This is a genomic window from Stenotrophomonas sp. 05L414_2 (genome assembly GCF_056397905.1).
This window is the reverse complement of the sequence record NZ_JBFTOJ010000014.1, coordinates 12,385-25,573: the sequence shown is the minus strand read 5'-3', so window position 1 is coordinate 25,573 and position 13,189 is coordinate 12,385. Positions and strand designations below refer to the sequence as shown.

10 protein-coding genes are annotated in these 13,189 nt (G+C 65.6%); 6 read left to right on the top strand and 4 right to left on the bottom strand.

Annotated elements, in window-relative coordinates; all coding sequences use genetic code 11:
• Window positions 1-149 precede the first annotated feature (149 nt).
• The 3 genes from AC1DJN_RS03610 (at window position 150) to pilB (ending at window position 2,998) form a co-directional block, all read left to right on the top strand.
• Complete coding sequence (locus AC1DJN_RS03610; RefSeq protein WP_442251812.1) at window positions 150-563, top strand: pilin; 414 nt, start codon at window positions 150-152, stop codon at window positions 561-563.
• 80 nt (window positions 564-643) lie between these two features.
• On the top strand, window positions 644-1,051 hold the full coding sequence (locus AC1DJN_RS03605; protein ID WP_442251811.1) for a pilin: 408 nt from the start codon (window positions 644-646) through the stop codon (window positions 1,049-1,051).
• 219 nt (window positions 1,052-1,270) lie between these two features.
• The gene (gene pilB / locus AC1DJN_RS03600; protein ID WP_478038884.1) at window positions 1,271-2,998 is read left to right on the top strand and encodes a type IV-A pilus assembly ATPase PilB; all 1,728 of its coding nucleotides are present in this window, start codon (window positions 1,271-1,273) and stop codon (window positions 2,996-2,998) included.
• A gap of 413 nt (window positions 2,999-3,411) precedes the next feature.
• Here pilB and AC1DJN_RS03595 read toward each other — a convergent pair whose 3' ends face one another.
• Window positions 3,412-4,785, bottom strand: a complete 1,374-nt coding sequence (locus tag AC1DJN_RS03595) for a sigma-54-dependent transcriptional regulator (protein WP_025874296.1) — start codon at window positions 4,783-4,785, stop codon at window positions 3,412-3,414.
• A 54-nt stretch (window positions 4,786-4,839) separates the two neighbouring features.
• Window positions 4,840-6,453: a sensor histidine kinase gene (locus tag AC1DJN_RS03590; RefSeq protein ID WP_333623457.1), complete on the bottom strand. Its 1,614-nt coding sequence runs from the start codon at window positions 6,451-6,453 to the stop codon at window positions 4,840-4,842.
• Between the two features lie 376 nt (window positions 6,454-6,829).
• On the opposite strand from AC1DJN_RS03590, the gene sucC reads away from it, so the two are divergent.
• The 3 genes from sucC to AC1DJN_RS03575 all read left to right on the top strand — a co-directional run bounded on the left by sucC (window position 6,830) and on the right by AC1DJN_RS03575 (window position 10,746).
• A complete protein-coding gene (gene sucC, locus AC1DJN_RS03585) occupies window positions 6,830-7,999 on the top strand; it encodes an ADP-forming succinate--CoA ligase subunit beta (protein WP_025874298.1) in 1,170 nt (389 codons plus the stop codon).
• A gap of 21 nt (window positions 8,000-8,020) precedes the next feature.
• Window positions 8,021-8,896: a succinate--CoA ligase subunit alpha gene (sucD, locus tag AC1DJN_RS03580; protein ID WP_478038883.1), complete on the top strand. Its 876-nt coding sequence runs from the start codon at window positions 8,021-8,023 to the stop codon at window positions 8,894-8,896.
• A gap of 215 nt (window positions 8,897-9,111) precedes the next feature.
• The gene (locus AC1DJN_RS03575) at window positions 9,112-10,746 is read left to right on the top strand and encodes an NAD+ synthase (protein WP_442251809.1); all 1,635 of its coding nucleotides are present in this window, start codon (window positions 9,112-9,114) and stop codon (window positions 10,744-10,746) included.
• Between the two features lie 110 nt (window positions 10,747-10,856).
• On the opposite strand, the gene AC1DJN_RS03570 is transcribed toward AC1DJN_RS03575, so the two are convergent.
• The gene (locus tag AC1DJN_RS03570; protein WP_478013544.1) at window positions 10,857-12,056 is read right to left on the bottom strand and encodes a lipase family protein; all 1,200 of its coding nucleotides are present in this window, start codon (window positions 12,054-12,056) and stop codon (window positions 10,857-10,859) included.
• A 152-nt stretch (window positions 12,057-12,208) separates the two neighbouring features.
• Window positions 12,209-13,093, bottom strand: a complete 885-nt coding sequence (locus tag AC1DJN_RS03565; protein ID WP_032975164.1) for an outer membrane protein assembly factor BamD — start codon at window positions 13,091-13,093, stop codon at window positions 12,209-12,211.
• Between the last annotated feature and the right edge of the window lie 96 nt (window positions 13,094-13,189).

Genomic DNA, 13,189 nt, shown 5'->3' with positions numbered 1-13,189 from the left:
GCGTGGGGAAATCCAGGGGGAGGCGTGCCGGGGTTGGCACGCAACCTGCGTTGATCCACCCGCAGGGGACAGGAGCCCGCTCAACCGGCCACGGCCGGATCGATCCTGTGCTCTGAACATCAACCACTACTATCTTGGGGACGTACCAAATGAAGAACCAGAAGGGCTTCACCCTTATCGAACTGATGATCGTCGTTGCGATCATCGCCATCCTGGCCGCAATCGCCCTGCCGATGTACCAGGACTACGTGGCCAAGTCGCAGACCGCTGCGGGCCTGGCCGAAGTCACCAGCGGCAAGACCGCCGCTGAAGTTGCACTCAACGAGGGCAAGGACTTCGCTGATCCCGCCGACATCGGTCTGAAGGTTTCGACCCGCTGCCCGACCGTCACCGTGAAGGGCACCGCCTCGTCCGGTGCGGCTTCGATCGCTTGCACCCTGGCCGGCAACTCGCAGGTGAAGGACAAGACCATCACCCTGACCCGCGCCACTGCGGACGGTACTTGGACCTGTGCCACGACCGTGCTGAAGAAGTACTCCCCGACGGGCTGCACCGGCGCCTAATACGCTCCGGAAGAAGCCCCGCGAAAGCGGGGCTTCTTTCGTTTGCAGGGACGGTAATTCACTCATGAGCTGGGGGAGCCATGAATCGAACTAGAGGTTTCACGCTGATCGAGCTGATGATCGTGGTCTCCATCATCGCCATCCTCGCCGCTATCGCGTTGCCGATGTATCAAAATTACGTAGCCAAGGCCGATCTGGCGGCTGCCCTGTCGGATATCCGGCCGGGCAAGACGACGATGGAGTCCGTTGCACAAGACAACCAGAACGCGGCTCTGGTCAACGCGGAGTACATTGGGCTTAAGCCAAGTACGAGATGCTCTGCGGTTTCGGCGGAACTGGCCGCCACGGGTGTGGGCAGCATAACCTGCACCTTAGTTGGTGGCGCACCCGTTTTAGGCAAGAATTTGATCCTACGCCGGGCAGCCGACGGTACTTGGAGCTGCGACGGCAGCGCCTTTGAAGCACGCTATCGTCCAACGGGCTGCTGATCACATTTCAGCCGGCAATGGGATGTTGGGCGACCCTTGACGGGGCTATCATCCCCGGGGGAGTCAGGATCGAGCCTGCCGGGCCGGCAACGCCGGGCAAGGCAGCGTTGCTCATGGATTGGCGATGCCGCTGGCCGATGCTCGCGGCAGGTTCTGCTGCCCTGTGTGGTGCCCCTGGAGGGCGCACCGCATTGCCAGACCCATGAGCCAAGGATTTCTATGAACGCCGTTACCACCGCCAATCTCGTCGGCATCACCGGCCTGGCCCGCCGCCTCGTCCAGGACGGCGCGCTGGACGAAGTCGCTGCCCGCGATGCCATGGCCAAGGCGGCCGCCGCTCGCCAGCCGCTGCCGACGTGGTTCGCGCAGAACAAGCTGGTCAGCGCCTCGCAGCTCGCCGCCGCCAACGCGGTCGAATTCGGCATGCCGCTGTTCGACRTGTCCACGTTCGACAGCAGCCAGAACGCGATGAGCCTTGTCAGCGAAGAGCTGCTGCGCAAGCACAACGTGCTGCCGCTGTTCAAACGCGGCGGCAAGCTGTTCGTCGGCACCAGCAACCCCACCCATTCGCTGGATGAGATCAAGTTCCACACCAATCTGGTGGTTGAGCCGATCCTGGTGGACGAGGACCAGATTCGTCGCACGCTGGAGCAGTGGCATGCCAGCCACGACACGATGGGGGATGCGCTAGGTGGCGACGATGACGGCATGGCCAACCTCGATGTTGGCGGTGGCGACGACGACATGGCCAGCACCGACAGCGGTATCGACGCCAAGGGCGACGACACCCCGGTGGTCAAGTTCGTGAATAAGGTATTGGTCGACGCTATCCGCAAGGGCGCGTCGGACATCCACTTCGAGCCCTACGAAGACGACTACCGCGTGCGTCTGCGCATCGACGGCCTGCTGAAGATGGTCGCGCGCGCGCCGAACAAGCTCAACCAGCGCATCGCCGCGCGCCTGAAGGTGATGGCGCAGCTGGATATCGCCGAAAAGCGCGTGCCGCAGGACGGGCGCATCAAGCTCAACCTGTCCAAGACCCGGCAGATCGACTTCCGCGTCAGCACGCTGCCTACGCTGTTCGGTGAGAAGGTGGTGCTGCGTATCCTCGATGGCAGCGCGGCCAAGCTGGGCATCGACAAGCTGGGTTACGAGCCGGACCAGCAGAAGCTGTTCCTGGAGGCGATCCACAAGCCGTACGGCATGGTGCTGGTGACCGGTCCGACCGGTTCGGGCAAGACGGTGTCGCTGTATACCGCGCTGGGCATCCTCAACGACGAGACCCGCAACATCTCCACCGCGGAAGATCCGGTGGAAATCCGCCTGCCGGGCGTGAACCAGGTGCAGCAGAACAACAAGCGCGGCATGACCTTTGCCGCGGCGCTGCGTTCGTTCCTGCGACAGGATCCGGACATCATCATGGTCGGCGAAATCCGCGATCTGGAAACGGCGGAAATTGCGATCAAGGCTGCGCAGACCGGTCACATGGTGCTGTCCACGCTGCATACCAACGATGCGCCGCAGACCATCGCGCGCCTGATGAACATGGGTATCGCGCCGTACAACATCACCAGCTCGGTGACGCTGGTGATTGCCCAGCGCCTGGCGCGCCGCCTGTGTTCGAACTGCAAGCGCCCGGCCAATCTGCCGGAGCATGCGCTGCTGGCCGAGGGCTTCACCCAGGCGCAGCTGGATGCGGGCATCGAACTGTATGAGGCGGTGGGCTGCGACGAATGCACCGAGGGCTACAAGGGCCGTACCGGCCTCTACCAGGTGATGCCGATGACCGACGAGATCGCGACCATCGTGCTGGCGGGCGGCAACGCGCTGCAGATTGCCGAGGCTGCGCAGGCGATCGGCGTGAATGACCTGCGGCAGTCGGCGTTGAAGAAGGCGGCCGCGGGCGTGACCAGCCTGGCCGAGATCAATCGCGTCACCAAGGATTGATGCCGTAGATCCACGCCATGCGTGGATGGGCGGTGCACGGGGTTGCCGGCCAGCGGCCGGCACTACCATTTCGACGCAGAACGGGCGGTTGATCCACGCCATGCGTGGATGGGGTAACCAGTAGATCCACGCCCTGCGTGGATGACGCGGTACATGAGGTTGCCGGCCAGCGGCCGGCACTACCATTCCGACGCAGAACGGGCGGTTGATCCACACCATGCGTGGATGGGCAACCAGTAAATCCACGCCATGCGTGGATGGGCGATGCACGGGGTTGCCGGCCAGCGGCCGGCATCACCATTCCGACGCAGAACGGCCGGTTGATCCACGCCATGCGTGGATGGGCAACCAGTAGATCCACGCCATGCGTGGATGGTCGGTGCACGGGGTTGCCGGCCMGCGGCCGGCACTACCTATTCCATCCCCAGCTTCTTCAGCTTGTAGCGCAGCGCACGGAAGGTGATGCCCAGCTGCGCGGCAGTGCGGGTCTTGTTCCAGCGGTTTTCTTCCAGCGCGCGCTGGATCGCACTGCGCTCGAGCTGCTCGATATACGAGGGTAGGGCGGCACTGCCTGGATGCAGATCCACAACGGCTTCAGCGTGCGCAGCGCTGCCGGGTGAGCGAGGCGCATGCTGCGGCAGGCGCAGGTCGTCGGCGCCGATACGGTCTTCCTCGGCCAGTGCCAGCGCGCGTTCGAGGATGTTCTCCAGCTCGCGCACGTTGCCGGGGAAGCCGTACTGGGCCAACGCGTCCAGCGCCGACGGCGCCAGCAGCGGGGTGGCGCGGCCGTGGCTGCGGGCCAGCCGCGCCAGGATCGACGCGGCCAGCGCGGGCAGGTCCTGGCGACGCTCGCGCAGCGGCGGTACGCGCAGTTCGATGACGTTGATGCGGTAGTAGAGGTCGTGGCGGAAGCGCCCGTCTTCGACCAGCTCGGCCAGATCCTTGTGGGTGGCCGAGAGGATGCGCACGTCCACCGGTTCTTCGCTGGGGGCGCCCACCGCGCGCACCGATTTTTCCTGGATCGCACGCAGCAGCTTCACCTGCATCTGCAGCGGCAGCTCGGCCACTTCATCCAGGAACAGGGTGCCGCCGTGTGCGGCCTGGAACAGTCCCGGCTTGTCGGCATGGGCGCCGGTGAAGCTGCCCTTGCGGTGGCCGAAGAACTCGCTCTCCATCAACTCGGTGGGAATGGCGCCACAGTTGACCGGCACGAACGGCCCAGCGGCGCGTGCACCCTGAGCATGGATGGTGCGTGCAACCAGTTCCTTGCCCACCCCGGATTCGCCCAGGATGTAGACCGGTGCCTGGCTGCGCGCAACCTTGCCGATGGTGGCGCGCAGCACGTCCATCGCCGGCGATTCGCCGAGCAGACGTGCGGCCTGTTCGGCGGCGGGACCGGCAACCGGGCGTTCGCTGTTGTTGAGTTCCAGCGCATGCTTGACCAGGCCGCGGAGCACGGTGATGTCCACCGGCTTGCTGACGAAATCGAAGGCACCGGCTTTCAGCGCTTCCACGGCCAGGTCCATGCTGCCGAAGGCGGTGATCATCGCCACTGGCGTGCGCGGATAGTGCTGGGCGATCTCGCTGACCAGTTCGATGCCATTGCCATCGGGCAGGCGCATGTCGGTTATGCACAGGTCATAGGGATTGCTGGCCAGCAGTTCGCGGGCTTCGGCGAGGTTGGCGGCGGTGCTGATGCGCAGGCCCATGCGGCCGAGGGTCAACACCAGCAGTTCGCGGATATCGCGTTCATCGTCGACGACGAGGGCGCTGCGGGTTTCGTTCATGGGTGGGAAAGATAGCCGAGGGTGTGGAAGGCGACAAATGTTTGACGCACCGAATCAGTGCGGAAGCAGGGTGTGCGGGCCGGGCAGTACCAGGCGGAAGCAGGAGCCGCCGGCGGGGACGGGGATGTAATCCAGCCGCGCCTGGTTGGCCCTGCACAGCTCGCGGGCGATATAAAGGCCCAGGCCGGTGCCGTGCTCGGAGGTGGTGAAGAAGGGGCGGAACAGTTGCGCGGCGACGGTCTCGGGGATGCCGGGGCCACGGTCCATCACGTCGATCACCGCACTTCGCTCGTGCTGGGCCACGCGCAGCCGCACGCGCGCGGGCTGCTCGCCGATGCGGCCGTACTTGAGGGCGTTGTGCACCAGCACGGTCAGCACCTGGTACAGGTGGCGCGGGTCGACCTGGGCCGGCACAGAGGTGTCGTTGATGATCGGTTCGATGCTGTCGGTTTCCAGCGTCTGGCCCTGCTTGTACTCCAGCACGAAGCGGCGCACGAAGGCGGCCAGGTCGACATTTTCCGGGTTGGCGCGTTCGCGCCGGGCCAGGCCCAGCACGCTTTCAACGATGCCGTTGGTGCGCTGGCACTGCTGGTGGATGATCTGCAGCAGGCGGCGGTCGCTTTCGTTGAAGCCGGTGCCTTCCTCCAGCAGCTGCACGGCGTAGTTGATGGCCGCCAGCGGGTTGCGGATCTCGTGCGCGAGGCTGGCCGAGAAGCGCCCCATCGCCGACAGGGTGAGCGATTCGGCGCGGCGCGAGACCACGCTGGAGTCGTCCAGGAACACCAGCACCAGGTCGCTGCCGGCCAGCAGGCGGGCGAAGCGTGGCTGCACTTCCGGCTGGTCGGGGTTGAGTTGCAGCGGCATTTCATCCTGTGCCCAGCCGTTGCGCCAGCGTTGCAGGCGCCGGGCAAGTTCGGGGGCGACACTGGCCAGGTCGAGGCGGCCCGAATCACTGTTGCCATCGCGGTCGCCCAGCAGGATCGAGGCAGCTTCGTTGGCCAGGGTGATGCGGTTGTCGGCATCCACCACCACCACGCCGGTGCGCATGCGGCGGATGATCAGTTCGTTGATCTGGAACAGGTTGGCCACTTCGTCGCCACGCTGGTTGGCCAGCTGCTGGTTGCGGCGTGCACGGTTGCCGACCTGGTAGCTGATGAAGGCCAGCGCCAGGTAGCTGGTGGCGAACATCGCCAGTTCGGCCAGGGTGCGGGTGGGATCGCCGCCTTCCAACACTTTCCACAGGTATTCGGCGGCGGTGGCGACGCTGGCGGCCAGCGCCAGCACCAGGCCCCAGCTGAGCGGCAGCAGGGTGGCGGCGGCGGCGATGTTGAACAGCAGCGACATCGAGATGCCGGCGCTGGCGCCGGGCAGGGCGTGCGCCAGCAGGCTGGCGGCGACGATGTCCAGCAGCACGCCGCCAACCACGATCGGCCGCAGCCAGCGTTCGTTGCGGCCGATCACCAGCCACAACAGGGACAGCAGCAGATAGGCGGCGCCGACCGAATAGGCCAGGCGCGGGTGATGCGCTTCGCCGACCATGGCCGACAACGGGCTGTACAGCAGGGCGGCGATGACCGAGGCGATCAGCACCCGGTACAGGGCGAAGAAATACAGCTCGCGCCGCGGTATCGATTCGATGCGGTCGATCAATGAAGCACTGGGTGACACGCCGGAACTCCCCTTCTGGCTGCCTGGAACTGGGTCATGACGGCGGTGGGCCGAACCTGCCCGACGTCCCCCGATCGTCGGATCTGCTCGCTGCCCGGTTGCCGGCACCGTGGGTCGAATTTATGGGGCCAGTATAGGGCGCCTGTACCGGGCTGGGCTGCGCAGTCGGCCCGGGCGGGCGTTTGCGGTGTGATCCAGGCCGTGCCGCAACTGCCTGAATGACCATGGAAATCTGGCCGGTTCGGGCCTTTTGTCCATACTTCTTTGCGCCCCGGCGCCGGCTCGGCCACAATAGTGGGCCCGCCGCGGTCCATGCCGGCGCCCCGCCGGGGCCCTGAGGAATTGCGTGCGGTCGTTCCTATTCCCACGGTGACGCATGAATTTCCACGAATACCAGTCAAAACAACTGCTTGCCGAGTACGGCATCCCGGTCCCGGCCGGCAAGGTCGCTGCGACCCCGGACGAAGCTGTTGCCGCTGCCAACTCCCTGGGCCAGGGCCCCTGGATGGTCAAGGCGCAGATCCACGCTGGCGGCCGCGGCAAGGCTGGCGGCGTCAAGTTCTGCAAGACCACCGACGACGTGAAGGCCGCTGCGGCCAAGATGCTCGGCACCAAGATGGCCACCTACCAGACCGCTGGCGTTGAACTGCCGGTCAACCTGGTGCTGGTGACCACCGCTGGCGAGATCGTCAAGGAACTGTACCTGTCGGTGCTGGTTGACCGTGGCACCAAGACCATCACCTACATCGCTTCTTCGGAAGGCGGCGTGGAGATCGAGCAGGTCGCCGCTGAAACCCCGGAGCTGATCCACTCGCTGAACGTCGACTTCGTCGAAGGCGTGCAGGGTTACCACGGTCGTGATTTCGGCTTCAAGCTGGGCCTGACCGCCAAGCAGGCCGGCCAGTTCGCCAACATCATGGTGAACCTGTACCGCCTGTTCAACGAAAAGGACCTGGCGCTGGTTGAAATCAACCCGCTGGCCATCCTGGACGACGGCAACCTGTACGCGCTGGACGGCAAGTTCGACAGCGACGACAACGCCGCGTTCCGCCAGAAGGCCCTGGTCGCCATGCGCGACAAGACCCAGGAAGATCCGACCGAAGTGATCGCTTCGGAGCTGGACATCAACTACGTCACCATGGACGGCAACATCGGCTGCATGGTCAACGGCGCMGGYCTSGCCATGGCCACCATGGACGTCATCAAGCTCAACGGCGGCGAGCCGGCGAACTTCCTGGACGTGGGCGGCGGCGCCAACAAGCAGCGCGTCATCGAAGCGTTCAAGCTGATCCTGTCCTCGGACAAGGTCGAAGGCATCTTCGTCAACATCTTCGGCGGCATCGTCCGCTGCGACATGATTGCCGAAGGCATCATTGCCGCCGTGAAGGAAGTGGGCGTCAAGGTTCCGGTCGTGGTGCGTCTGGAAGGCACCAACGTGGAAGAAGGCAAGCAGTTGCTGCGTGACAGCGGCATGGCCATCATCCCGGCCGACAACATCAACGACGGTGCCAAGAAGGTCGTCGAAGCTGTCAAGAACGCCGCCTGATCCGACACCGAAGGAAATCCAATGTCAGTTTTGATCAATAAGAACACCAAGGTGATCGTGCAGGGCTTCACCGGCCAGCAGGGCACCTTCCACGCCACTCAGATGATCGAGTACGGCACCCAGGTTGTTGGCGGCGTGACCCCGGGCAAGGGTGGCACCACCCATATCGACCTGCCGGTCTTCAACACCGTTGCCGACGCCGTGCAGAGCACCGGCGCCAACGCTTCGGTCATCTACGTGCCGCCGCCGTACGCGGCTGACGCGATCCTGGAAGCCGCTGCTGCCGGCATCAAGGTCATCGTCTGCATCACCGAAGGCATCCCGGTGCTGGACATGCTGCGCGTCAAGAACGTGCTGACCCGTTCGCATCCGGACACCGTGCTGATCGGGCCGAACTGCCCGGGCGTCRTCACSCCRGGCGAGTGSAAGATCGGCATCATGCCGGSCMACATYYWYAAGCCRGGCMAGATCGGCATCGTGTCGCGTTCGGGCACSCTGACCTATGAAGCSGTSAAGCAGACYACCGAAGTCGGCCTGGGTCAGTCGACATGCATCGGCATCGGTGGTGACCCGATCAACGGCCTGAACTTCGTCGACTGCCTGAAGCTGTTCAACGAAGACCCGCAGACCGAAGGCATCATCATGGTCGGCGAAATCGGCGGCGACGCTGAAGAAGCCGGTGCCGAGTACATCAAGAACCACGTGAAGAAGCCGGTCGTCGGTTTCATCGCGGGTGCTTCGGCTCCGGCCGGCAAGCGCATGGGCCACGCCGGTGCGATCGCATCGGGCGGCAAGGGCACTGCCGAAGGCAAGTTTGCTGCCATGGAAGCTGCTGGCGTCGTCACCGTGCGTTCGCCGGGCGACCTGGGCGCTGCCATCGCCAAGCTGGTGAAATAAGATCGACTGCCTTCGGCAGACGATTCTGTAGAGCCGGCCGTTGGTCGGCTGCTTGAAACAGAAGGGCCGCCTCAGGGCGGCCTTTCTGCGTCTGGGCATCCGCTGGGCATGGCCCGGCGCTACCAGAATGGTCCACGCGGTAGCGCCGGGCCATGCCCGGCGAGCGCATGTCGCGGCGCTACAATGTGCGTATTGCAACCACAGGCTGGACCCTCATGGCTTCGATCCGCATCGCGATGGCGCAGTTCGACTTCCCGGTTGGCGATGTCGCCGGCAACACCGAGCGCATCATCGAGATGATCGGCCAGGCGCGCGATGAGTACGGCGCCGGGCTGGTGATGTTCCCCGAGCTGGCAGTCAGCGGCTATCCGCCGGAGGACCTGCTGCTGCGCCCGGGCTTCCTGTACGAGTGCGAGCAGGCGATGACCCGCATTGCTGCTGCGTGCCGTGGCATCACCGCTGTAGTGGGCTGGCCACAGGCCGCCGGTGCGGTGGTCTACAACGCGGCCAGCGTGCTGCGCGATGGCCTGGTGGAGCAGACGTACCGCAAGCGCGAACTGCCCAATTACGCGGTGTTCGACGAGCGCCGCTACTTCGATGTCGACCCGGACGGTGGCAGCTGCGTGTTCGAGGTCGACGGCATCCCGGTCGGCCTGCTGATCTGCGAGGACCTGTGGTTCGCCGAGCCGCTGGCCGATACGGTGCGTGCCGGCGCGCAGCTGGTGGTGGTGCCCAATGCCTCGCCGTACGAGCGTGGCAAGCATGCCCAGCGTGACGCTGTGCTGGCTGCACGTACCCGCGAAAGCGGCGCGGCGATCGCCTACCTCAACGTGGTGGGCGGCCAGGACGCGCTGGTGTTCGATGGTGCATCGGTGGTGGCCGATGGAGATGGCACGGTGCACCCGGCCGCGGCGGCCTTCGTCGACCAGTGGCTGGTGGTGGACTACGACGGCGCTACCCGCCGCTTCCTGCCGCAGGTATGGATGGACGACGGCGACGAGAGCATGGATGCGCTGGCCTGGCGCGCGGTCACCCGCGGCATCCAGGACTACTGCAGCAAGAACGGTTTCAAGAAGGTGTGGCTGGGTCTGTCCGGTGGCATCGACTCGGCGATCGTGCTGGCCATGGCGGTCGATGCACTGGGCGCGAAGAACGTGACGGCGGTGCGCCTGCCGTCGCGCTATACCGCCGGGATGTCCAACGACCTGGCCGCCGAGCAGTGCGAGGCGCTGGGCGTGAAGCTGGAAGCCGTTTCCATCGAGCCGGCGTTCCAGGGCCTGATGCAGGCGCTGGCGCCGATGTTCGAGGGCACTACGCCGGATGTGACCGAGGAGAATTTGCAGTCGCGCAGCCGTGGCGTGATCCTGATGGCACTGGCCAACAAGTTCGGTGGCCTGCTGCTGACCACCGGCAACAAGAGCGAGTACGCGGTCGGCTACGCCACCATCTATGGCGACATGTGCGGGGGGTACGCGCCGCTGAAGGACCTGTACAAGACCGAGGTGTTCGGCCTGTCCAAGTGGCGCAACACCGTTGGCGGTGCGCCGGTGATCCCGCCGGCGGTGATCAGCCGCCCGCCCTCGGCCGAACTGCGCGAAAACCAGACCGACCAGGATTCGCTGCCGGCCTACGACGTGCTGGACGGCATCCTGTACCGCTACATCGACCAGGAGCAGTCGCGCACGGAGATCGTCGCTGCAGGCTATGACGCGGCGGTGGTGGATCGTGTGCTGCGGCTGGTGCGGATCAGCGAGTGGAAGCGCCACCAGGCCGCGCCGGGCCCGAAGGTCTCGCGCCGCGCGTTCGGGCGTGAGCGCCGCTACCCGATCAGCAACGGCTACAAGAGCTGAGGACCGGTCGCCGGGCATGGCCCGGCGCTACCGATGTTCGATGGATCCATCGGTAGTGCCGGCCGCTGGCCGGCAACCGGGTGTACCGCCCATCGATGCACGGCGTGGATCTACCGGGCCTCGTTGAGCAGCTGCTCCAGGCCGGCGGTTTCGGCGGCCTCGTCAAATTGGCTGTGCCCCAGCCGCGCACGCACGAATGCCAGGCCATCGGCCGCCGCTGCGTCCAGCGTGCCGCGATGGTCGACCGGGTATCGGCGGAATGCCACCGGTTCGCCGCGCAGGGCCAGGCCGACGGCATACAGCAGGGTGGTGAGATAGGGCACGTCGCGATCCTCGCTGCCGTGGCCCAGCATCAACGGCTGGCTGAAGCCCCGCCGTGGCACGCCCAGATAGTCATGCAGCAGCGCCCAGATGCCCGGCACCGAGGTCAACGGTGCGCTGAACATTTCTCCCGTGTTCGCACCTTCCAAGGTGGCCGCCAGCGGGCCCAGGCACTGCTGGCGCGCCAGCGTGACCCGTGCATGGCCTTCATCGCTGAGTACGCGTGCGATACGCGGCTCCACCTGCAGCAGGCCATCGAGGAGGTAGGCGTGATAGGCATTGAGCGCGCCCGGATTCGGCGTGCGGCTGTCCGGCTTCATCACCAGCGCGGTCAGTTCGACGGCCGTGGGTGTGCCGGTGGTGAAGCTGCCGCGGTACTGCAGCGAGGGTCCATAGGACGGTGCCAGATGGCCGGCAGTGAGTGCGGCAGCGCCGCCCTGCGAATGGCCCACCGATACCCAACGCGGTGACAGCGTGGCATTGCCGAGGAAATGGCGGCTGGCCTTGATGAGATCGATGGCGTTGCGCGCGGAGGTGCGCACGTGCAGGTAGGCGTGGTCACCCGGGCCGCCCAGGCCTTGGTAATCGGCGGCGAGAACGGCATAGCCCTGTGCCAGGAACTGGTCGAGGAAGCGGCCATCGCGCTCGGGCTGATAGGGGCCGGATACCGAAGGCGCGCAGTGGTCGGCGATGCCCTGGGTGCCGTGGGCCCAGGATACGACCGGCCAGCCACCTGCCGGCGCAGGCCCGGCGGGCAGGTAGACCAGCCCGGTCGCCTCGGCCAGGCGTCCGTGATGATCGGGGGTGCGGTAGGCCAGCTTGTAGGCCTGCGCGGCCTTGGAGGGCACCCAGCTGGCGCGGTAGGGCGCGGCCGAGAGCAGGTCACCCGGCTCCGCCGCCAGCGCGACAAGGGGACTGGCGGCCAGCGCGAGCAGGGCAGTGACCAGCAGGGTCGGGCGGGGTCGGAACCGCAGGGACGATGAGGACATGTGGCGCTCCATGCAGGCCGGGATGGCCTTTGCGCCGCATTCTGGGAGCTGTCCTGCGCGCCGACTGCGATGGAAGTCGCAATGATCGCCGGTTCGTAGCATTCCTAGCGGTGACGCCAGGCAAAAAAAAGGCCCCGTGCGGGGCCTTCTTCTTACTTCTTTTCCAGTCGCGCATTGCGCTGGCCGGTCGCGGCGGACTTTTCGCCGGCAAACGGGTTCAGCTTGCGGATCATCCACGGGTACTTCGGCCACTTGCCTTCCAGCCACGGGTGATCCGGCTGGTTCAACTGCAGGACGCGGCGGGCGTCGTCGGCCAGGGTCTTGTTGCCCAGGTGGGTGTAGGACTCGGCCAGCACCGCCACGGCATCGTTCTGGAATGCGCTCTGCGGGTAGTTTTCCAGCAGGTAGTTGGCGCGGCCGGCAGCCGAGACCCAGGCGCCGCGACGCACGTAGTACAGGGCGTTGTCGAGTTCGTGCTGGGCGAATACGTCACGCAGCACCAGCATCCGCTGGCGCGCATCGGCGGCGTAGCGGCTGTTGGGGTAGCGATCGACCACGATGTTGAAGTCTGAATACGCCTGATGCGGCGTGGACAGATCGCGGCGGCTCGCGTCCAACGACCATACGCGACGCAGGAAAACCGTATTGCGGTTGGAGTTGGCCAGGCCGCGCAGGTAGTACAGGTACGCGATGTTGCGGTGCGTCGGGTAGGTACGGATGAAGCGGTCGATGCTGGACACCGCGTCATCGTGCTTGCCGGCCTTGTACTGGGCATAGGCCGATTCGATCATCGCCTGCTCGGTGTACGGGCCGTAGGGATACTGTGCCACCAGGCGACGGAAGCTGGCTTCAGCGCCACTCCAGTTGCCGCCTTGCATCAGCTTGTGGCTCTTTTCGTAGAGCTGTTCGACCGGGGTGCCTTCATCAGGGCGATCGCCCTTGGTGCCGCGGTTGCAGCCAGTGGCGACGATGACCAGCACCAGCAGGAGGGCGGTCAGGCGGACGGGCGCGGAGAGCAGGACGGAGCGTCGGATCATGGGGTCAATGCGGGACGCGGCTGGAATACGAAGGGTCGATGATAGCCTAGTGTCCTGTCCAGCGACTGAAACCGGCTCGCCGGGACCCCAAAATTT